Raw genomic sequence first — 20,148 nt, 5'->3', positions numbered from 1 at the left:
CGGCGGTTGCGCGAGGGGGAGGGCCGCACCGGCGCGGTGCGGCCCTCCCGACGCGACGGGGCTCAGCGCTTGGGCCGGTGCCCCGTGAACGTGATGACCTGCTGGATGCCGCTCGGCCGGTTGGTGTACCGGATCTTGAGCGGCAGGAGGCCTGGAGCGAACGTGATGCGCTCGGCGTTCGCGTCGGCCTTCCAGGCGAGCGGGTCGGCGGTGCCCTGCTTGGCCTCCAGCGCGGCGCCCGTGTCGTCGAGCGCCTTCCACAGGAGGTCGCGGCAGGCGTTGACGTCGCCGCCGCCGCAGTAGCGCACGGTGAACGGCTTCTTCAGCGGCAGCCCCGCGATCGCGCTCAGGTCCTTGTGGACGTGGTTGATCGCGCCGCCGGTGAACCCGCTGGCGGTGCTGTTGCGCCGGCCGGCGAGCCCCTTGAACTCGTCCTCGAGCTCCGGCCCCAGCGGCCCGGTGAACACGGCGTCGACGAGCCGCGGGTACAGCTCGTCCCAGATCGCCGGCGCGGCGCCGGCGTCGATGGCGCCGTCCCCGTCACGGTCGAGGCGGCTCGAGCCGCTCGCCCGCCACGCCTCGAGCTGGCCCAGCATCGCCGCGGCGCGTGCGCTCGGGGCGGGCCCGCCGCTGAGGATCCGCCCGAGCACCGACGTCAGGCCGAAGCTGCGCAGGTCCGTCGTGGCGGCCGCGTTCATCGCGGACGTCACCGACGCGAGCGTGTGCTTGTCCTGCTTGGCGATCCCCGCGTTCAGCATCTCGACGCGGTGCAGCGAGCCGTGCTCCCAGTCGTCGTCGGCCGCCGCGAAGCCCGGGGCCGCGCGGTTGTTCCAGTTGACGAGCGCGCCGCTCGGCGGGTTCTTCTGCTGCGGGTGCTGCCCGCCCGAGATGAAGCCGCGCCACTCGTACTGGCCGGTGCCCACGGTCGGGAAGCGCTGGTCGACGCGCGGGTCGCGCTTCGGGATCCGCCCGGCGCTGAACGTCGCGATGTCGCGATCGTCGGCGTAGGCGACGTTGAACGTGTACGGCTGCTTGTTGGCGGCCTTGTAGAGGTCCTCGGCCGAGCGCACGCGGCCGAAGGTCGCGTCGCGGAACGGCAGCATCCACATGGCGTCACGGCCGGCGCTCGCGCGCTTGCGCGTGATCGCGACCCGCTTGCCGCCGACGGTCGCGTAGCCGGTGACCGGGCCGTGCACGGTCGCGCGGTACGAGATCTTCGTCGACCCCGTCACGCCGACGTTCACCGTCTGCATCGTGCGGCACTTGCCCTTGTAGCGGTAGCGCGTGTCCGACCCGCACAGCTCCTCGGCGAACTGGTCGGCGGTGTCGTTGCCGGCCGACGTGAGGCTGTAGGCGAAGTCCTCGCCGCGGCCGATGAACACGACGCCCGGATGCGCCGGGGAGTAGACGCCGCGCATCGCATGGCCGGGCCACTTGATGTCGGCCTCGAGCGTGAGGCCGGGGTAGTAGTAGCCGATCTGCGGGCCGGCGACGAAGAGCGGATGCCCGTTCGTCGAGCGCCGCCCGGCGACCATGAGGAAGTTCGACGCGTGCGCCGGCTCCGGCTCGGTCACCGCGGCGCGCGCCGCAGCGCTCGTCGGGAAGACGACCGGCTGGTAGGAGCCGTGGTCGAGGATGGCGTTGCCCGGGCCGGGCGTCGAGCGCCCGCCCATCGTGGCGAACGTCTTCGACATCGTGTCCGGGCGGTCGGGGTCGTTGCGCTCGGAGAGGTCGTCGAAGATCGACTGCGCCTGCGGGGCGCCGAGCTTGTCGCGCAGCCCGTCGAAGAACGCCGACCGGCGCGCCTCGTCGCCGCCGCCGCGGCCGAAGAGCTCACCGGCGAGCGCGATGAACCCGAAGATGTCGACGCGCTTGAACTTCGGCGTCGTCAGCTTGTCGGCCTTCATCTTCGCGTTGATGCCGGCGATGAACATGTCGATGTCGTGCAGCACCGCGCGGCCCTGCTTGCCGGCGCGCTTGAGGTTGCCGACCTGCTGGCGCTCGATGAGCCGGTCCGCCTGCTTGGTCGGCGTGAACGGCTTGAGCCCGACGACGAGGTCGAACGCGCGGATGCCCGGCGTGTCGAGCGCCGCGATGCGGCCGGGATTGCGGCCCTGCTGGAGCAGCAGCCCGCGGTCCTCCTGGAGGACCCAGCCCATCGCCCACGTCACGTCGTCGTGGTTGCGGCCGGTGATGTGCGGGACGTTGAACTTGTCGCGCACGATCTTGACGCCCTTGCGCGGCACGGTCTCCGTGCGCGTCGGCGCGGGCGCGCCCCCGAGCTTCGCGGACTTGAAGTCCTTCTGCAGATCCGCGTCCGTGACCTGGTCGAAGAGCGGGGTGAGCGCGTCGTACATGCGCGCCTGCTCGTCGGCACCGGCGGGGACCGGGAGCGATCCCCATTGGCCGGACGGGACGATGTTCAGTGCGGTGCCCGAGTAGTCACGGGCGGAGGCGGGGGCGGCGGCGATCGCGCAGGCGATCGCGGCGGCCACGAGTGGGACAGCGCGTGGCATGGCGGGCCAGGGTATTGGCTGGCCCACCATGCCCATGTGCGCGGAGCGATCAGGGAGTGGGATCCGGTACGCCCATGCACGCCTGCCCGGCGGGGCAGACGTCGACGATCGCCCCGCCCGGCTTGAGGAACTCCGCCTTCTGACGGCGCGCCTCGGGCGTGTTGCGCGGCACGTAGTGCGAGTCCGCGCCCGTCCGCGGCGGGAGGTTCTCCACCGGCGCCGTGCCGGTGAACGGCGAGCCGCCGTCCCAGTACACGATCGCCGAGCCGCCGAACGGGAAGCTCGTGATCGTCGGGATGCCGTAGAGCTGCTGCTTCTCGGCCGTCCGCCCGCTCGCGATCGCCGGCCGGCGCGCCGACGCGCCGATCGTCCGGGCGAGCTTGTCCGCCATCCACGTCGAGACTTGGTGATCGCCGACCGACGGATGCAGCAGCACCGTGTGCGACGGGGTGTTGGGGATCAGGTCCTTCTGGATGTGCGACGCCCAGGCGTCCGGCTCGCTGCGGTCCCACAGCTGCTGCAGGAGCGAGAGGACGAGCGGCCGGTCGATCTCGTTCGGGTACGCCGGGTAGAGGATCTTGGAGTAGACGTCGAAGTCGACGCTGCGCGGCAGCAGCTCGGCGAACGTCATGCCCGGCACGCCGAGCACGGCCTTGCGGTAGTCGACCGCCAGCGCCGCAAGCGCCGCCCCGAGGATGCCGCCCTGGCTGTTGCCGTCGTAGAACAGCTCGCCGATGTCCATCACGGGCTTGCCCGCCTGCTGGAACGCCGGGTTCGTCACCAGTCCCTGCGGGTGGATCATGAGCCGCCCGAGGTAGAGCTGGTTGAGGAAGCCCTGCTGCATCCGGTCGGGGACCGCGGGGAACTTGCCGATGTCGTTCAGCACGCCGACGAGGTACGGGACGTCGTCGGACGAGAAGCCCTTCCACGCCGTTGCGCAGAACACGTAGTCGTGCTCGGACGCGAAGTTGCGGATGTTGTCCTCGTCGATCTGCCCCGGCCCGCCGAGCAGGCCGTGGCCGTACATCGCGGCGCGGCCCGGCTTGTCGAGCGCGACGCGCGGGATCGTGCACTCGAGCGGCGCCTGCATGACGTTGCCGGGCTTCTGCACCGGCAGCGCCCCCGGCTCCTGGCTGTCGTAGTTGAACGAGGAGCCGGGCGGGCAGCCGTCGCCCTCGAGGTAGCACGGCACCGTGAACGTGCCGGTGATGCGGCGCGCGATGCGCGGGTCGTCGGTGACCTCGCGGACGTCGGTGATCGTGAACTGCGGCGCGGCGCCCTGGATGACGCCGTCGGCGAGGTTCCGGTCGCCGAGCTGCGCGAACGCGTCGTCGCGGATCTGCACCATGCGGCCGGTCAGCGACGCCTTCGACGCGACGGTGAAGTCCCACGCGATGAAGAGGTCCTTGCTCTTCACGCCCGCGCGCTTGAGCGTCGCGCGGATCGACCGGTAGCTCTTCGATGCATAGGCCTTGCGGAAGCTGCGCGACGGCGCGATGCGCTTGCCGGTCGCCGTGCGCAGCCCGCGCAGCGCGACGACGTAGCGCCGGCCCTCGGTGAAGGTCACGCCGGGATGGATCTCGAGCAGCCGGTTCGCGTTCTTGGACGCGACGGCGTCGACCTCGGCCCACACGAGATGGCGCTTGTTCGTCTTCGTGTCGATGACGAGCAGGCCGCTGTTGCGCGCCTTGTACTTGCCCATGTCGTCCTGCGTGGGGAGCTTGGAGCGCACGACCGCGCTGCGGCTCGTCAGGCCGGGCACGCGGACGAGCAGCGGCGCGCCGGTGCTGAAGCCGTCGTTGCGGTTCCACTGCGCGGGGTTGGGCCGCGCGCCGTCCTTGTTGGCGGGCAGCGCCGCGACGGGCAGCTTGACGCGCAGGCCGGTCGCCGACGACGCGTCGCGCACCGTCAGGTTGCGGTTGTTCGGGAACGGCATGGCGCACGCCTTCTTGCCGAACGGATCGCACGTCGCGGACGGCGTGGCCGCCGACGCGGGCGCGGCAACTGCGCCGGCGAGCGCCACAGCAGCTAAGATGACGCAGGCGTCAACTTTCGATCTTGGGACCTTGGGGAGGCTCTTCATATGGGGCACCTACCGAACGCGGCGATCATCGGGGCAGGATCATCGGGCATCGCAGCCGCGAAAGCCTTGCACGAGCGCGGGATCCCGTTCGACTGCTTCGAGAAGTCCGACCGCGTCGGGGGCAACTGGGTCTTCGGCAACAAGAACGGGATGTCGGCCGCCTACCGCTACCTGCACATCAACACGTCGCGGGAGCGGATGCAGTACTCGGACTTCCCGATGCCGGCCTCGTACCCCGACTTCCCCCGGCATGATCAGATCGCCGCGTACTTCGACCAGTACGTCGACCACTTCGGCTTCCGCGACCGGATCCGCTTCGAGACCGGCGTCGAGCGCGCCGCGCGCCGTCCCGACGGCACCTGGGAGGTGACGACCGACGCCGGCGAGACGAGCACGTACGACATGCTCCTCGTCGCCAACGGGCACCACTGGGACAAGCGCTGGCCCGAGCCCGCGTTCCCCGGCGCCGACGAGTTCGAGGGCAAGCAGCTGCACGCGCACGACTACGTCGACAACGACTTCCTGCGCGACAAGGACGTCGTCGTCCTCGGCATGGGCAACAGCGCGATGGACATCTCCGTCGAGTCCAGCGAGGTCGCGAGCAACACGTACCTGGCGGCGCGCCGCGGCGCGTGGATCATCCCGAAGTACCTCTTCGGCAAGCCGCTCGACACGCTGGCGACGAACCCGCGCGTCCCGATGACGATCGGAGCCCGTGTGCTCGAGAAGATCGTCACGCTGCACGTCGGCCGGCCGGAGAGCTTCGGCCTGCCCAAGCCCGACCACAAGTTCGGCCAGGCGCACCCGACCATCTCGGGCCGCATCCACGACCGCATCCAGCACGGCAAGGTCACGCCGAAGCCGAACATCAAGCGGCTGCACCGCAACGAGGTCGAGTTCGACGACGGCACCCGCGTGCACGCCGACGTGATCGTCTACTGCACGGGCTACAAGATCTCGTTCCCGTTCTTCGACGAGGGCTTCATCTCCGCGCCCGACAACCACATCGAGCTGTTCTGGCGCGTGTGGGACCCGTCGCTCCACAATCTGGCGTTCATCGGCCTCCTTCAGCCGCTTGGTGCCATCATGCCGCTCGCGGAGGCGCAAGGTCAGTGGGTCGCCGAGTACTTGCGGGGCGAGTACCGGTTGCCGTCCCCCGACGCGATGCGCGAGTTCATCCGCAGCGACATGGAAACGATGCGCAAGCGCTACGTCAGCTCGAAGCGGCACACCATCCAGGTGGACTTCGACGAGTACCTGTTCCGCCTCGAGCGCGAGCGGCGCGAGGGCGCCCGCCGCGCGGCCGAGGCCGGGTACCCGCTGCCGGTCGAGCCGCGCGCGGCCGCGGAGGCGACGGCCGCCGCGTGACGAGCTCGTCGGCGCCCTCGGCTCCCTCCGGCAAGCGGGAGCGCACGAAGCAGGCCAACCGCGCCGCGATCCTCGCCGCGGCGCGGGAGGTGTTCGTCGACATGGGCTACGGCGCGGCGACGGTGCGCGACATCATCCGGCGCACCGATCTCGCCGCCGGGACGTTCTACAACTACTTCCCGGACAAGGAGTCGGTGTTCCGGGCGCTGCTCGAGGACGCGGCCGTCCGGGCGCGCGAGCGCGTCCGCGCCGGCCGGCTCGGCGGGCGCACGCCGGCGGAGTTCGTCCGCGGCGGCTACCTCGCGTACTTCGAGTTCCTCGCCGAGGACCCGATCAGCTTCGAGCTGACCCGCCGCAACGCGGGGACGATGCGGGCGATGTTCGACGAGCCGCAGCTGTTCGCCGGCACCGAGGAGCTGCGCGCGGACCTCGACCAAGCGGTCGAGCAGGGCCTGCTGCCGGCGATGGACACCGAGTACGTGGCCAGCGCGATGGTCGGCGTCGGCTTCGAGGTGGCGGTGCGGATGCTGCGCCGCGACCCCGTCGATCCGGGGGCCGCCGCGGACTTCGCGACGACGCTGTTCCTCGGCGGGCTCGATCGCCTGTCATCCTCCCGCTGAGTGCCAGAGTTCTGCCGTCACGGCCGCTTCCAGCAGAACTGCCGGATCTGCAACAAGTCCGAGCCGAAGCCCGAGCGCCGGCCCGCTGCCGAGCGCCCCGCCCGATCCACCTCGAGCCCCTCGTCGCGGAGCCGCCGCGGCGCGTCCGCGGTCGTCGTCAAGCGGGTCGGCCGGGCGGTCGAAGACGGGTTCGAGAGCGAGCTCGTGCCCGGTCTGAAGGCGTCCGAGGACGCGCGGCGCCTCGCGGCGGAGCTGGCGTTCAGCACCGCCCGGCTCGCCGAGCTGGCTGCCGACCCGCCCGGCCTCTACGCCGAGGTCGCGATGGCGGACGACCCCGAGGAGGCGCTGTGGCTCGCGTTCCTCATCGCGCACCTGTCGCCGCTGGCGGGCGACGCCGAGGATCCGTTCGCGACGATCCGCGCCGTCCGCACGACGTGGGCGTCGGGGGAGCTGCCGGATCTCGAGCTCGGCAGCGTGCTCGGCCCGCGGACGACCGTCGACCCGCGCCAGCCGGCGCGCACGCTCGCCGCGTACCGGCCGTGGGCGGAGCGGTCGGGCACGCAGGCCAAGGCGTACGCCGGCGACGCGAGCTGGACGCCGAACCGCCGCTTCTCGCGGCTCTACGAGCGCCTGAGCCTGCCCGGCTTCGCGCGCGCCGGTCGCGTCGAGCTGCTCGTCTCCGCCGGCCGGCTGGGCCTCGCGGAGATCGAGCCGGCCGAGCTGCGCCTGGGGGAGGCGGGCGACGAGACGACGCTCGCGGCCAAGCGCGTGTTCGGCATCGGCGACACGTTCCTGCTCGAGCGGCGCGCCGCCGACCTGGCGGCCGCGGTCGAGGTGCCGCTGGGCGCGCTCGACCTCGCGCTCTTCAACTTCGGCCGGCCGGAGGAGCGCCGGGCGACCATGGGCGCGCGCGCCGCCGCCGACCCGGACCTGCAGGCGCGGATCGAAACGGTGTTGGGGCTGAGGTAGCGCCCGCGCCGCGGCACATGGCCTCCGTCGCGACCACCCGTCTGCACGGCGACTACCTGGCGGCGCTGCTCGCCGGCGACGCGCTGCGCGCCCGGCACCTCGTCGACGACGCGATCGCGCGCGGCACCGGCGTCGCCACCGTGTACCTCGACGTCCTCGCGCCGGCGCTGGAGGAGATCGGCTGCCGCTGGGAGGCGGGGGAGCTCGGCATCGCGTGGGAGCACCGCGCGACGGCGATCACGCAGGGCATCCTCGGCGCGCTGGGGCCGCAGATGCGCGTGGCGCCCACGACGGGCCGGCTCGCCGTGCTCGCCTGCACCGAGGGCGAGCTGCACGAGCTGGGCCTGCGGATGGCCGCCGACTTCCTCGAGGGCGCGGGCTGGGAGGTCATCCTCCTCGGCGCGTCGGTGCCCAGCGCGGCGCTCGCCGAGCTCGTGCGCGACGAGCAGCCCGACGTCGTCGCCCTCTCGACCGCCACCGCCGGCCTGCTCGGCGGCGTGCGGGCCGCGGTCGACGCGCTCACCGCCGTCGCGCCGCGCCCGTTCATCGTGGTCGGCGGGCGCGCGTGGCACGAGCCCGGCGCTCCGGACCCCGCGACGTTCGGCGCGGACGGCGCCTTCCCCGACCCGCGCGCCCTGACGCGGGCGCTCGCGCTGCGCTTCCCGGCGGTGCCCGACGAAGTGCTCTAGCGAGCCACTAGGGTGCGGCCTGCGATGACGATCCTCCGCTCCCCGTTCGCCGACGTCGAGATCCCCGACGCCGCGCTCACACCCTTCGTCCTCGAGCACGCCGCCGAGCGCGGCGACAAGCCGGCCCTCATCGACGGGCCCAGCGGCCGGACGGTGACGTACGCCGGCCTGCTCGAAGCGGTCCAGCGGTTCGCCGGCGGGCTGCGGGAGCGCGGCTTCGACGAGGGCGACGCCGTCGGCCTCTTCATGCCGAACTGCCCCGAGTACGGCATCGCGTTCCACGGCACCGCGTGGGCGGGCGGCATCGTCACGACGATCAACCCGGTCTACGGCGCCGAGGAGGTCGCGTTCCAGCTGAAGGACTCGGGCGCCCGCTACCTCGTCACCGTCGAGGCGGGGCTCGAGACGGCGACGGCGGCCGCGAAGGAGACGGAGGTCGAGCACATCTTCGTCGTCGGCAAGGACATGCCGGACGGCGAGCCGCTCGCCGAGCCGGTCGCGCGCGACCCCGAGGACCTCGTCGCGCTGCCGTACTCGAGCGGCACGACGGGCCTCCCGAAGGGCGTGATGCTCACGCACCGCAACACCGTCGCGAACATCGTGCAGACGCTCGACATCCAGGAGCCGAGCGAGGACGACGTCGTCATCGCCGTCCTGCCGTTCTTCCACATCTACGGCATGCAGGTGATCATGAACGTCGGCCTGCGCGCCGGCGCGACGATCGTGACGATGCCGCGCTTCGACCTCGAGGGGTTCCTGCGGCTCATCCAGGAGCACAAGGTCACGCGCGCGTACGTCGTGCCGCCGATCGCGCTCGCGCTCGCCCGCCACCCCGCCGTCGACCAGTTCGACGTCTCGTCGCTGAACTTCGTGATGTCGGGGGCGGCGCCGCTCGGCCCGGAGCTCGAGCAGGAGTGCCGCGACCGGCTGCAGTCGCTCGTCCTGCAGGGCTACGGCATGACCGAGACGAGCCCGGTGACGCACTGCGTGCCGATGGACCCGGACGCCACGCGGCCCGGGTCGATCGGCCCCGCGCTCGCGAACACCGAGTGCCGCATCTACAACATCGAGGAGGACCGCGACGCCGAGCCGGGCGAGCGCGGAGAGCTGTGGATCCGCGGCCCGCAGGTCATGAAGGGCTACCTCAACAACGACGAGGCGACGCGGGCCACCATCGACGACGACGGCTGGCTGCACACGGGCGACGTCGCGATCGTCGACGAGGACGGCTACTTCGCGATCGTCGACCGCGTCAAGGAGCTCATCAAGTACAAGGGCTTCCAGGTCGCGCCCGCCGAGCTCGAGGCGCTGCTCGTCCAGCACCCGTGCGTCGCCGACGCCGCGGTGATCCCGCGGCCCGACGAGGAGGCCGGCGAGATCCCGAAGGCGTTCGTCGTGCTGCGCGGCGACACGACGCCGGAGGACATCATGGAGTTCGTCGCCGGCAAGGTCGCGACCTACAAGCGCGTGCGCGCGGTCGAGATCGTCGACGAGATCCCCAAGTCGCCCTCCGGCAAGATCCTGCGCCGCGTGCTGCGCGACCAGGACCGCGCCGCGACCTCCTAGCCGCCGGCGGCGAGGGTCTCCTCGAGGCCCTCGCGCAGCGGGCGCGTCGTGTAGCCGAGCTCGCGGCGGGCCTTCTCGTCGCTGAAGCGGATCTTCACGCCGTCGGACATGCGGACCAGCTCGCCGAGGTTGGGCGGGAAGCCCATGAGCTTGCCGACCACGGGCCCGATCGGGATGCCGGCCTTCATCGCGGCCGCCGGCATCGCGCGCGTCGGCGGCTTGCGGCCCGAGAGCTCCGCCACGTGGGTGACGAGGTCGCGCATCGTCGCCTCGTCGCCGCCGAGGTTGTAGCTCTCGCCGATCCGGCCCTTGTCGAGCGCCGCGACGATGCCCGCCGCGAGGTCCTCGACGTGGACGTAGTCGAGGGTGAACTCCGGGAACATCAGCAGCTTCATCTTCCCGGTCCGCGTCTGGTCGATGATGTTCGCGACCTGCGACGTGTCGCCGGGCCCGTACACCGCGCCGGGCTGGACGATGAGGACCGGTGCGCCCTTGGCGATGCGGTCCAGCGCGACCTGGTGGGCGCGGTACTTCGTCTCGTCGTAGGCCGACAGGAACCCGTCGGCCTCGTCGCGGCGGTAGCTCTCGTCGGCGACGCGCTCGCCGGTGTTGCCGTAGACGTTGCCGGTCGAGACGTAGACGATCCGCTGCACACCGGCGGCGATCGCCGCGTCGAGCACGCGTTCCGTCCCGCCGACGTTCGCGTCGGCGAGCTGGCCGCGCTCGCGCTTGGGGATCCCCACGCGGTAGTCGGCGGCCGCGTGGATGACGGCGTCGGCGCCCTCGACGCCGCGCTTGATCGCCGCCTCGTCGGCGAGGTCGCCGATCACGAGCTCGCAGCCGGCCTCGCGGAGCGGCTCGGCCTTGGTCGGGTTGCGCACCAGGGCCACGACGTCGTCGCCGCGCGAGCGCAGCTGCTCCGCGACGCGGCGGCCGATGAAGCCGGTGCCCCCGGTCAGGAACACGCGCATTCAGCTTTCTCCTTTCATCATCCGGATCACTGATCCGGATTCTGGACCATCAGGCGGCCGCGAAGCGCCAGCTCGAGGGCGAAGCGCTCCTCCGGGTCGTCGAGCCGGTCGCCGTAGAGCTCGCGAAGGCGGGCCAGGCGGTACCGGACCGTCTGCGGGTGGACGTGGAGCATCGCCGCGACGGTCGGGCGGTGGCCGTGCGCGCGCAGCCACGCCGACAGCGTCTCCGCCAAGCGGTCGCCGCGGGCGCCGGGCAGCGCGTCGAGCGGGCTGAGCACCCGATCGGCGAGGCGCCGGACGAGGGCAGGATCGGCCGTGACGGCGAGCTCGGCGAGATGGGCGTCGGCGAAGACGACCGACTGGGGTCCGGACGCGGCCATCCCGGCTTCCTCGCGCGTCTCCGGACCGCCCGCGCCCACCAGCGCGAGCGCGCGGCGCGCCCACCGCAGCGACGCCGGGAGGTCGCGGAGGGGGAGGGCGGGGCCGGCGGCGGCGCGGGCGCCCTCGAGCGCGGTGGCGAGGCGGCCTCCGGAGCCCGGCGCCTCGGGGTCGGGGACGACGAGCGCCCCGTCCTCGGTGACGAGCACGTCCGGTCCGATCCGGCCGGCGATCCGCGTCGGCTCGATCCCCGGCGCGAGCACGACCGCGGCGGCGGTGCGCGGAAGGGTCCACGACGCCTCGGCGGCCGCGGCGGCGAGCGCGCTCGCCGCCACCGGCTCGCGCGACAGCAGCAGCTGCGCGAGCTGCCGGCGCCGGCGCTGCAGCTCGCCGGCTTGCGTCGCGTGCGCCTCCGCGTACCCGGCGACCGAGAACGAAGCGAGCCGGTCGATGTAGGCGAAGATCGCCTCCGCGAGCAGCCGCTGATGCTCGGGGTCGACGCCGGCCTGCTCGGCGAGCACGCTCGTCCGGCGCCACGCCACGCGCGCGCCGACGCGGTAGGCGGACTGCAGCGCGTCGAGGCTGCGTCCCGCCTGGTGCTCGCCGCGCCCGAGAGCGTGATAGACGCGCGGATCGGGCTCGCGGCCCTCGGGATCGCCCATGAGCGAGAGGAACTCGCTCAGCGCGTCCTCGACGCCGTGGCGGATGCCGCGCCCGAACTCCCCTCGCAGCGGGCGGTCGTAGTCGGGGACGCGCTCGCGCAGGGCGGCGAGGATCTCGTCGGCCAACGCGGGCAGCTCCGGCCGCACGACGGCGGCCAGCGAGCGGGGCAGCGAACGCCACGGTTTGTCATCCACATGACGAATCTAGACCTTCAAGTCGTTGGAGATCCGCCAAGAGACACACGGATTGCGTTCCTACGGTGCAAGTCATGTCTCGCGCCGAACGGATCGCCAACATCGGGGCCGTCTTCGGCCCGTTCCTCGTGCTTGCCGTCGTCGTCCCGATCAGCTGGCGCAGCGACCTGCTTGGCTGGTCGGACGTCGCGATCTTCGCGGTGATGTACCTGCTGACCGGCTTCGGCGTGACGATCGGCTACCACCGCCTGCTCACCCACCGCGCGTTCCAGACCCACAAGAACGTCGAGTACACGTTCGCGGTGCTCGGCTCGCTCGCCGTCCAGGGGGGCGTGCTCGACTGGGTGGCCGATCACCGCAAGCACCACGCCCACACCGACCAGGAGGGCGATCCGCACAGCCCGCACGGCCACGGCGGCGGTGTGCGCGGAGCGCTCAAGGGCCTGTGGTACGCGCATGCCGGCTGGCTGTTCGAGACGCAGGGCCAGGCGCGCTGGGAGAAGTACGCCCGCGAGCTCTACGAGGACCCGAAGATGAAGCGGATCCACAAGAGCTTCGAGCTGCTCGTCCTCGCGACGCTGCTGATCCCGTTCGCGCTCGGGTTCCTGCTGACCGGCACGCTGCACGGCGCGCTCACAGCGCTGCTGTGGGGCGGGATCGTCCGCGTGATGCTGCTGCACCACATCACGTGGAGCGTGAACTCGGTCTGCCACTTCTTCGGCCGCCGCCGCTTCGACGTCGAGGACCACAGCACGAACGTCTGGTGGCTCGCGGTCCCGTCGCTCGGCGAGGCGTGGCACCACAACCACCACGCGTTCCCGCGCGCCGCCAAGCACGGCCTCGGCCGCTTCGAGGTCGACGTGTCCGGCTGGGTGATCGGCGGGATGAAGCGCCTCGGCCTGGCGTGGGACGTCGTCGAGATCTCGCCCGAGCGCCAGGCGCAGAAGATCGCGCGGCCGCAGCCGCACGATCGACCGCCCGTCGCCGCGTGAGCTAGCTGCGCTGCTTCACGCGCGCCAGGCAGCGCACGCGTGCCCGGTGCGTCTTGAGGCGCTTGCAGCGCTTGCGTGCCCGCGCGCGCTCCTTCGCGGTCAGCTTCTTCTTCTTGACCGCGGGCTTCGTCGCCGGCTGGGGCGCGGGCGGGAGGAGCTCGGGCAGGCCCGCCTCGGCCGCCTCGACGTCGAGGAGACCCTGATGGGTGCGGTCGCCGTTGAAGTACGACTGCTGCGCGACGATGAGCCGCGTGCCGAGGAACTTCACGCTCGAGGGCGAGTCGAACGGAACCGCGCTTCCGTTGGCGCCGCTCATCGGCGTCGACGGGAAGCGGTCGCGCTCGGTGCCGTCGGGGTTCACCGCGACGAGCTGGTTGCTGACGAGCAGCGCCACGTAGATCGTCCCGGACTGCGCGATCGCGAAGCCGTCGGGGCCGTCGGCCGGCGCGCTCTCCCACAGCTGCGCCATCGGCCCCGGCTTGCCGTCGGGCTGGATCGGCACCTTCCACAGCCGGCCGGTCGCGGGGTTCCCCGCCGCGCCGCCTGCCTCGCTCTGCATCCCGACCAGGAGGGTGCGCTTGTCGGCCATGAGCGCCAGGCCGGTCATGCCGAACTCGCCGCCGTCGAAGCGCGCGTCGCGCAGCCACTCGATCGCCGCGCCGCCGCCGGGCGGCACGCGCCACAGCACGGGCTTGGCGTAGTCGGTCACGTAGAGGCTGCCGTCCGGGCCCCACGCGGCGTAATTCGGGACGGAGCCCTCGGGGAACGTCGCGTACGTCGTCTGCGCGCCCGTCCTGCGGTCCAGCAGCAGCGCGCGGTGCGTCGAGACCTCGAGCACGACGAGCCGGCCCGACCCGTCGCTGGTGGCGACCTGCACGCCGTGCGGCTGAGACAAGTCCTGCTTCTCGATCGTCCACGAGCGCTGCAGCGTGCCCGCGCCGTCGTACTCGAAGACGCGCGAGGGGACGGTGTCGCCGTTCGGGTTCTCGTACGTGCCGGCGTACACGCGGCCGTCCGGGTGCACGTAGGCCATCGCCGGGTAGCCGGGCGGCGGGACGAGCGCGAAGACGCTCGTCTCCCAGCGCGTGCGCGCGTCGGCGGCGGCCGCCGTGCCGAGCGTCAGCACCGCGACGAGCAGGGCCAGGCGCCTCACAGCTCGTCCAGGACCTCGGCCGCGGCACGCTCGCCCGAGCGCACGGCGCCGTCCATGTAGCCGTTCCAGTACGTCGAGGTCTCCGTGCCCGCCCAGTGGATGCGGTCGAACGGGCGACGCAGCGCCGGGCCGAACGCGAGCAGGGAGCCGGGGCCGTGGATGCCGACCGGGCCGCCGCGGCTCCAGCGCTCCTCGGGCCAGATCGTGTCGAAGAACTCGGCCGCGTTCTGCGCCTGATCGCCCCAGAACTGCGCGAACTCGGACAGCACGCGCGAGCGGCGCGTGGCGGCGTCGAGCGAGAGGTACTCGCGCGCCTTGTCGCCGCCGACGAAGCCGAAGATCACGCCGGGCGAGCCGTCGGGCGGGGAGTCGTCGAAGGTCGCCGACACGAGCCCGTCCGAGCTGAGCGCCGTGCCGTTGTAGCCCGCGTCGCGCCAGAACGGCTTGTCGTAGCGGGCGGCGACCTTCAGCAGCGTGCCCTGCTGCACGCGCTGGGCGAGCTGGTCGCGGTCGTACGGCAGCGCCGGCGTGTAATCGATCCGCCCGGCCAGCGCGGGCGGGATCGCGACGATGACGCGGTTGCCGTAGTACGTGCCCTTGTCGGTCGTCACCTCGGTGCGGCCGCGCACCTGGGCGATCCGCCGGACCGGCGTGCGCAGGACGACGCGCTTGCCGAGCTCCTTCTGGATCTCGAACGCGATCCGCTGCGAGCCGCCGACGAAGCGCTGCTCCTGCGCGCCGTTGCGGGTGTTGAAGTTGCGCTCGAACGTGCCGGCGTTCTTCTCGTCGCCCGAGGCGGCGATGTAGAAGAGGACGTAGAGGAGCGAGAGGTCGCGCGGCTCGGCGCCGAAGATGGGGCGCGTCGCCGCGGCGGCGAGCTTGCGGAACTTCGCGCTCGTCGAGTTGGCCTTCAGCCACGTCTCCATCGTCTGGCCGTCCCACTCGCCGGCCTGCGGCGCCTGCCACGGCGCGTCGACCGGCACCGTGTTCGCCATCGAGTCGAGCTGGGCGACGACGGTGGCGAGGTCGGCGAGGATCGACGGGTCGGGCGGCGCGGTCCCGGTCGGGCCGGTGTCCTCGTACTCCTGGCGCGAGCCGTCGGCGATGTAGACGTTCTTGCCGTCGGCGAACGTGGGGAACGTCTCGATGCCGTACGCCTTGGCGAGGTCGATGACGTGGCCCTGCGTGGGGCCGACGAACGTCCCGCCGCGCTCCGAGATCTCGCCGCCCGGCAGCTCGTGGTTCCACACGCGTCCGCCGACGCGGTCGCGGGCCTCGAGCACGACGACCGACTTGCCGGCGCGCGCGACCTGCCTCGCGGCGGTCAGCCCGGCGAACCCGGCGCCGACCACGACGACGTCGCGGACGACCGGCTTGCGCTTGCGGGGCTTCCTCCTCGTCTTTCGGCGCGCCGCCTCGGCGTCGGCGCCGCCGAGCAGCGTCCCGGCACCGGCGGCCGCGCCGGCGCCGATGAAGCCGCGTCGGGTGAGCGAGCTGTCGGCCATGGGTGAGCGAGGAAGGGTGACGGGAGGCACCCTCCGCATGCGCCGGTTCCCGTCTCTAGGCTTGCGCCGCATGCTGGAGCGCGAGCGCGAGCAGGTCGCCGCGGCCGCGCGGCGCCTCGCCGCCGCGGGGCTCGTCTCCGGCACGAACGGCAACCTCAGCGCGCGCAGCGGCGACCACGTCGCGGTCACGCCGACCGGTGCGGTGCTCGCGGAGCTCGAGCCGAGCCACGTCACCGTCGTCGACCTCGCGGGCACGGTGGTCGACGGGGCGCTGCGGCCGACGAGCGAGCTCGGGCTGCACCTCGGCGTCTACCGGCGCTTCGGGTTCGGCGCGGTCGTGCACACCCACGCGCCGATGGCGACGGCGGTCGCGTGCGTGCTCGACGAGCTGCCGTGCATCCACTACGAGATGCTGCTGCTCGGCGGGTCGGTGCGCGTCGCGCCGTACGCGACGTTCGGCAGCCCCGAGCTGGCCGCGTCGGTGCTCGACGCGCTGGAGGGCAAGACGGCGGCGCTCATGGCGAACCACGGCGCGGTGACGGCGGGCGCCGACGTCGAGGGCGCGGTGCGGGCAACGGAGCTGTTGGAGTGGGCGTGCGCCCTGTGGGCGCGAGCTCGTGCGCTGGGGGAGCCGCGGGTGCTGGACGCCGCGCAGCAGCAGGCGGTCATCGAGTTCGCGTCGCGGACGCGGTACGGGTCGACGCAGGAGGTCGAATGAAGGCCATCGCGATGGGCGTGCACGTCCTTGACGTGTTGGTGCGGCCGGTCGAGGCGATCCCCGAGGGGCAGGGCGGGCAGCTCGTCGAGGAGATCCGGATGACGGCGGCGGGTTCGGCGGGCGGGACCGCTCTGGTCCTCTCGCGGCTCGGCGCGGAGGTGCGCAGTGCGGGGGCGATCGGAGACGACCCCGCCGGCGACATGCTCGTCCGGCTGCTGGAGCGCGACGGCGTCGACACCTCGCTGCTGCTGCGCCGCGCGGACGTGCAGACGTCCGCGAGCGTGCTGCCGATCCGGCCGAACGGCGACCGGCCGGCGTTCCACGTGGTCGGCGCCAACGGGACGTACGGGCCGGACGACGCGCCGTGGGACGCGATCGCCTCTTCCACGCACCTGCACCTCGGCGGTCCCGAGTTCATGGGCGGCGAGGCGGCGGCCAAGATCCTTCGGTTCGCGCGTGAACACGGCGTCGTCACATCGGCCGACGTGCTGGCGCCCGGCGACCCGGGGATCCTCGAGTGGATCGGCCCGGCGCTCGAGCACCTCGACTTCCTGCTGCCCAACGACGAGCAGGCGACGGGGTTCACGGGGGAGAGCGACGTCGCGGACGCCTGCCGCTCGTTGGTGGAGCGCGGCGTCGGCTGCGTCGCGGCGACCTGCGGCGGCGACGGCGTGGTGATCGTCGACGCCGATGGTGTGGAGCACGTCCCCGCGTTCGCGATCGACGTCGTCGACACGACCGGCTGCGGCGACGCCTTCTCGGCCGGGTTCCTCCGCGGGTTGTCGCTGGAGAGGTCGAGGCGCGACGCGGCGGCGCTGGGCTGCGCGGCGGCGGCGATGGTCGCGCAGGGCCTCGGCACCGACGCGGGCGCCTACGACCTCGCGACCGTCGAGGAGTTCGCCGCGGCGACGCCCGTCGCCGGCTAGACCGGCCGGCCCTCTGACTCCGTCGCGCGCGGGCCGGGCCCGTCCGGCGAGGTCTCCGGCGTCAGCCGATGGGGGAGCCGGAGAGGAAGAAGAACCAGGCCTCGAAGGCCACCACGGCGACGACGACGGCGGCGGCGATGGTCTTCTCGAAGCCGGACAGGGGCTTGCGCTCGCGCTCCCACTCCTCGCGCTCGCTGCGCATGCTGCGCAACCACGGCGGCGTCCGGCGCTCGGGCACCTGACCGGTGACGGCCTTGTAGGCGGCCTCCACGCGGGTGAGGAGGAAGACGAGGATGAAGATCGAGACGACGAGGACCCCGATGACGGTGCCGACCGCGCCCATCGTGAGCTGGCTGCCGTTCTGGACGCGCGACCCGACCCAGATCGCCAGCAGCGGCGCGCCGGTGTAGAGGTTGACGGCGAGGATCGCGGTGGCGATCCCGAGCAGCACGCGCAGCGCCGCGTTCGAGACGCGGCCGCCGATGGGGTGGGTTCCGGTGTCCGAGCTCACGTGAAGTTCTCCCTCGACCCCCGAGGGTACAGTGGTGTTTCCCACTTGGCGTCAGTTGGGAACGTCTGCTTCGTGTCGGGTCTTCTGCCTCATGTTCCCACGGTCCTCCCGCGCGGGCCGCACCGGCTCGACCGCGAGGTCGTCGCGGCGTCCCAGCGCGGCCGCCTGCTCGACGCGATGGCGCGGCTCGTCGCGGAGAAGGGCTACGCCGCCGTGTCGGTCGGCGACGTCGTCTCGCTCGCCGGCGTGTCGCGCAAGACCTTCTACGTCCACTTCCGCGACAAGCTCGACTGCTTCCTCGGCGCCTACGACCTGGGCGTCGAGGTGCTGCTGCGGACGATCAGCGAGGCGGGCCGCGACGAGACCGATCCGGTGCAGATCGTCCGCGCCCGCGTCCGCGCGTTCCTCGGCACGCTCGCCGCGCAGCCCGCCTTCGCCCGCACGTTCCTCATCGAGGTCGCCGCTGCGGGCCCGCGAGCGCTCGCCCGCCGCGCCGAGGTCCACGAGCAGTTCGCGGCGCTGACCCGCGAGCTCGCCGCCTCGACGCCCCGAGCCCCGCAGGTCGCCCCGGAGCTCCACCTCGCCGCCGTCGGCGCGACCAACGAGGTCGTCTCCGCCCGGCTCGCCGCGGGGAAGGCCGAGGACCTCCCCGCGCTCGAGGACGTCGTCGTGACGATCCACCTCGCGCTGCTCGGCGCCGCCGGAGAAGCGCCCGCGCGCGACCGCGCCGGCGGAGAAGGCGCCGCCGGGCGAGACCGCGGTCCTTCGGAGGCCGCGCGGTGAGCGCGGCGGCGGCGCGCGCGGACCACGCGGCGCCTCTCCCGGACGCTCTCCGCGCGCTCGTGGGGCGATTCGATCCCTCCGCTCTTCAGCTCGGGCGGCGGGAGCGGGTGACCGTGCAGCTGGAGGTCGACGGTGGCGGCGCGTGGGACGTCGTGCTCGGTGCCGGCGGGGTCGAGTCCGTCGATGACGCGACGGCGGCGCGGCCGGACGCCTCGCTGCGCGCCGACGCGGCGACGTGGGGGCGGGTCGCCAGGGATCTCCGTGGAGGGATGGAGGCGTTCCGCCGGGGGCGGCTGAGCGTGCGGCGCGACCTCGGGCTCGGGGTCGGGTTCCTCGCCGCGACGACCGGCTCGCGCGAGCCGGGGCGGCTGCGGTTCACGCACATCGACACGGCGCTCGGCGGGTTCGCGGCGCTCGAGGCGGGGCAGGGGCCGCCGCTCGTGCTGCTGCACGGGCTCGGCGCCACGAAGGTGTCGTTCCTGCCGACGATCAGCGCGCTCGCCGCACGGCACCGCTGCATCGCGGTCGACCTGCCCGGCTTCGGCGACTCGGACAAGCCGATCGGCGCCTACGACGCCGCGTTCTTCGCCGAGCGCATCCATGCGCTGCTCGAGACGCTGGGGCTCGAGCGGACGCACCTGCTCGGCCACAGCCTCGGCGGGCGGGTCGCGCTGGAGGTGGCGATGACCGACGCCGAGCGGATCGACCGGCTCGTGCTGCTGACGCCGTCGATGGCCTGGCTGCGCAAGCCGCCGTGGGCGAACGCGATCAAGCTGCTGCGACCGGAGCTCGGGCTCGTCCAGCCGGCGCCGCGCGCGATCGTCGAGAAGATCGTGCGCCGGCTCGTGCCGGGGTCCGACCGCGACGGCTGGACGGCGGTCGGCGTCGACGAGTTCCTGCGCGGCTACCTCGACCCCCGCGGCCGCACCGCGTTCTACGCCGCCGCGCGCAACATCCTGCTCGAGGAGCCCGACCGGTTCTGGACCGAGCTGCGCACGCTCTCCCCGAAGTCGCTCTTCGTCTGGGGCCACGAGGACCCGCTCGTCCCGATCGCGTTCCAGCGGCACGTCCGCGACGCGCTCCCGGCCGCCGAGCACATCGAGCTGCAGTGCGGCCACGTGCCCCAGCTGGAGGTGCCCGGCCAGCTGCACAAGGCGATCTCCGGCTTCCTGGATCGCTGAGTCCCGGGGTCCCGGGGTGCCGGGCCGTGAGGAGATGGGGGTACCCCCACCGGCATCAGGGGGGTCCTCCCCATGCGACGGCTCGCATCCCGGACGTAACTTGCACGGTGCAAGAGGGACCAGGAGAGACCATGCAGCCCATCACCGTCATCCCCACGCAGCACCGCCGCTCCTACGACGACGGTGGCCCGCGCATCATCGAGAACGCGCGCGGCACCGCCCACCCGTACGGCCACGTCGATCGCCGCCGTGCTGCCCAGCCGCTCGTCGCCCGCGGGCGCCCCGGGGACCTGCCGCGGTTCGGCCGCTAGGTCCACCTCCCTCCAGCCACCGGAGGGGTCCCTTCCCAAGAGGGACCCCTC

Annotated in this window: 18 protein-coding genes; 11 read left to right on the top strand and 7 right to left on the bottom strand. The window is 72.9% G+C overall.

The window, feature by feature from the left end:
* Positions 1 to 62 precede the first annotated feature (62 nt).
* Complete coding sequence (locus AC1UE4_RS10455) at positions 63 to 2,516, bottom strand: penicillin acylase family protein (RefSeq protein ID WP_482917164.1); 2,454 nt, start codon at positions 2,514 to 2,516, stop codon at positions 63 to 65.
* A gap of 49 nt (positions 2,517 to 2,565) precedes the next feature.
* Positions 2,566 to 4,539: a hypothetical protein gene (locus AC1UE4_RS10450; protein WP_482917163.1), complete on the bottom strand. Its 1,974-nt coding sequence runs from the start codon at positions 4,537 to 4,539 to the stop codon at positions 2,566 to 2,568.
* 126 nt (positions 4,540 to 4,665) lie between these two features.
* Here AC1UE4_RS10450 and AC1UE4_RS10445 point away from each other — a divergent pair, with 126 nt between their 5' ends.
* Genes AC1UE4_RS10445 through AC1UE4_RS10425 form a run of 5 tightly spaced genes read left to right on the top strand, consistent with a single transcriptional unit; the run spans position 4,666 to position 9,811 of the window.
* Positions 4,666 to 5,967, top strand: coding sequence for a flavin-containing monooxygenase (locus tag AC1UE4_RS10445; RefSeq protein ID WP_482917162.1), 1,302 nt, complete (start codon positions 4,666 to 4,668; stop codon positions 5,965 to 5,967).
* Positions 5,964 to 6,587: a TetR/AcrR family transcriptional regulator gene (locus tag AC1UE4_RS10440; RefSeq protein WP_482917161.1), complete on the top strand. Its 624-nt coding sequence runs from the start codon at positions 5,964 to 5,966 to the stop codon at positions 6,585 to 6,587. The genes AC1UE4_RS10445 and AC1UE4_RS10440 overlap by 4 nt, the downstream gene beginning before the upstream one ends.
* Positions 6,588 to 7,556, top strand: coding sequence for a hypothetical protein (locus tag AC1UE4_RS10435; protein WP_482917160.1), 969 nt, complete (start codon positions 6,588 to 6,590; stop codon positions 7,554 to 7,556).
* Between the two features lie 17 nt (positions 7,557 to 7,573).
* Positions 7,574 to 8,245 carry a cobalamin B12-binding domain-containing protein gene (locus tag AC1UE4_RS10430; protein WP_482917159.1) on the top strand — a complete coding sequence of 224 codons (672 nt, stop codon included), beginning with the start codon at positions 7,574 to 7,576 and terminating at the stop codon, positions 8,243 to 8,245.
* A gap of 24 nt (positions 8,246 to 8,269) precedes the next feature.
* Complete coding sequence (locus tag AC1UE4_RS10425; protein ID WP_482917158.1) at positions 8,270 to 9,811, top strand: 4-coumarate--CoA ligase family protein; 1,542 nt, start codon at positions 8,270 to 8,272, stop codon at positions 9,809 to 9,811.
* On the opposite strand, the gene AC1UE4_RS10420 is transcribed toward AC1UE4_RS10425, so the two are convergent.
* Positions 9,808 to 10,782 (bottom strand): NAD-dependent epimerase/dehydratase family protein, encoded by a 975-nt coding sequence (locus AC1UE4_RS10420; protein ID WP_482917157.1) that lies wholly within the window; start codon positions 10,780 to 10,782, stop codon positions 9,808 to 9,810. The two genes, AC1UE4_RS10425 and AC1UE4_RS10420, sit on opposite strands and share 4 nt — an antisense overlap.
* Positions 10,783 to 10,808: 26 nt before the next feature.
* Positions 10,809 to 12,017 carry a PucR family transcriptional regulator gene (locus tag AC1UE4_RS10415; protein WP_482917156.1) on the bottom strand — a complete coding sequence of 403 codons (1,209 nt, stop codon included), beginning with the start codon at positions 12,015 to 12,017 and terminating at the stop codon, positions 10,809 to 10,811.
* 74 nt (positions 12,018 to 12,091) lie between these two features.
* Here AC1UE4_RS10415 and AC1UE4_RS10410 point away from each other — a divergent pair, with 74 nt between their 5' ends.
* Positions 12,092 to 13,009, top strand: a complete 918-nt coding sequence (locus tag AC1UE4_RS10410; protein ID WP_482917155.1) for an acyl-CoA desaturase — start codon at positions 12,092 to 12,094, stop codon at positions 13,007 to 13,009.
* A gap of 1 nt (position 13,010) precedes the next feature.
* Here the strand turns inward: AC1UE4_RS10410 and AC1UE4_RS10405 are convergent, their stop codons facing one another.
* Complete coding sequence (locus AC1UE4_RS10405; protein WP_482917154.1) at positions 13,011 to 14,162, bottom strand: SMP-30/gluconolactonase/LRE family protein; 1,152 nt, start codon at positions 14,160 to 14,162, stop codon at positions 13,011 to 13,013.
* The gene (locus AC1UE4_RS10400) at positions 14,159 to 15,667 is read right to left on the bottom strand and encodes a flavin monoamine oxidase family protein (protein ID WP_482917153.1); all 1,509 of its coding nucleotides are present in this window, start codon (positions 15,665 to 15,667) and stop codon (positions 14,159 to 14,161) included. Before AC1UE4_RS10400 ends, AC1UE4_RS10405 begins: the two co-directional genes overlap by 4 nt.
* Positions 15,668 to 15,737: 70 nt before the next feature.
* Here AC1UE4_RS10400 and AC1UE4_RS10395 point away from each other — a divergent pair, with 70 nt between their 5' ends.
* Together AC1UE4_RS10395 and AC1UE4_RS10390 are read left to right on the top strand one after the other, a co-directional pair.
* On the top strand, positions 15,738 to 16,385 hold the full coding sequence (locus AC1UE4_RS10395) for a class II aldolase/adducin family protein (protein WP_482917152.1): 648 nt from the start codon (positions 15,738 to 15,740) through the stop codon (positions 16,383 to 16,385).
* Positions 16,382 to 17,311 carry a carbohydrate kinase family protein gene (locus tag AC1UE4_RS10390; RefSeq protein WP_482917151.1) on the top strand — a complete coding sequence of 310 codons (930 nt, stop codon included), beginning with the start codon at positions 16,382 to 16,384 and terminating at the stop codon, positions 17,309 to 17,311. Before AC1UE4_RS10395 ends, AC1UE4_RS10390 begins: the two co-directional genes overlap by 4 nt.
* Positions 17,312 to 17,372: 61 nt before the next feature.
* On the opposite strand, the gene AC1UE4_RS10385 is transcribed toward AC1UE4_RS10390, so the two are convergent.
* The gene (locus AC1UE4_RS10385) at positions 17,373 to 17,822 is read right to left on the bottom strand and encodes a hypothetical protein (RefSeq protein WP_482917150.1); all 450 of its coding nucleotides are present in this window, start codon (positions 17,820 to 17,822) and stop codon (positions 17,373 to 17,375) included.
* Positions 17,823 to 17,894: 72 nt separating this feature from the next.
* On the opposite strand from AC1UE4_RS10385, the gene AC1UE4_RS10380 reads away from it, so the two are divergent.
* The 3 genes from AC1UE4_RS10380 to AC1UE4_RS10370 all read left to right on the top strand — a co-directional run bounded on the left by AC1UE4_RS10380 (position 17,895) and on the right by AC1UE4_RS10370 (position 20,097).
* Positions 17,895 to 18,605: a TetR/AcrR family transcriptional regulator gene (locus AC1UE4_RS10380; RefSeq protein WP_482917149.1), complete on the top strand. Its 711-nt coding sequence runs from the start codon at positions 17,895 to 17,897 to the stop codon at positions 18,603 to 18,605.
* A 113-nt stretch (positions 18,606 to 18,718) separates the two neighbouring features.
* Positions 18,719 to 19,786, top strand: a complete 1,068-nt coding sequence (locus tag AC1UE4_RS10375; RefSeq protein WP_482917148.1) for an alpha/beta fold hydrolase — start codon at positions 18,719 to 18,721, stop codon at positions 19,784 to 19,786.
* A 131-nt stretch (positions 19,787 to 19,917) separates the two neighbouring features.
* Positions 19,918 to 20,097, top strand: a complete 180-nt coding sequence (locus AC1UE4_RS10370; RefSeq protein WP_482917147.1) for a hypothetical protein — start codon at positions 19,918 to 19,920, stop codon at positions 20,095 to 20,097.
* Positions 20,098 to 20,148: the final 51 nt, after the last annotated feature.

This window comes from Parviterribacter kavangonensis, from assembly GCF_056863335.1.
The sequence above is the reverse complement of the archived record's forward strand: the minus strand, read 5'-3'. Positions and strand labels throughout refer to the sequence as shown.

Excerpts from the sequence above, each read along its gene's own strand:
- AC1UE4_RS10430 (WP_482917159.1), top strand. The coding sequence starts at position 7,574 with ATGGCCTCCGTCGCGACCACCCGTCTGCACGGCGACTACCTGGCGGCG.
- AC1UE4_RS10425 (WP_482917158.1), top strand. The coding sequence starts at position 8,270 with ATGACGATCCTCCGCTCCCCGTTCGCCGACGTCGAGATCCCCGACGCC.
- AC1UE4_RS10455 (WP_482917164.1), bottom strand. The coding sequence starts at position 2,516 with ATGCCACGCGCTGTCCCACTCGTGGCCGCCGCGATCGCCTGCGCGATC.
- AC1UE4_RS10370 (WP_482917147.1), top strand. The coding sequence starts at position 19,918 with ATGCAGCCCATCACCGTCATCCCCACGCAGCACCGCCGCTCCTACGAC.
- AC1UE4_RS10410 (WP_482917155.1), top strand. The coding sequence starts at position 12,092 with ATGTCTCGCGCCGAACGGATCGCCAACATCGGGGCCGTCTTCGGCCCG.
- AC1UE4_RS10420 (WP_482917157.1), bottom strand. The coding sequence starts at position 10,782 with ATGCGCGTGTTCCTGACCGGGGGCACCGGCTTCATCGGCCGCCGCGTC.
- AC1UE4_RS10400 (WP_482917153.1), bottom strand. The coding sequence starts at position 15,667 with ATGGCCGACAGCTCGCTCACCCGACGCGGCTTCATCGGCGCCGGCGCG.
- AC1UE4_RS10390 (WP_482917151.1), top strand. The coding sequence starts at position 16,382 with ATGAAGGCCATCGCGATGGGCGTGCACGTCCTTGACGTGTTGGTGCGG.
- AC1UE4_RS10395 (WP_482917152.1), top strand. The coding sequence starts at position 15,738 with ATGCTGGAGCGCGAGCGCGAGCAGGTCGCCGCGGCCGCGCGGCGCCTC.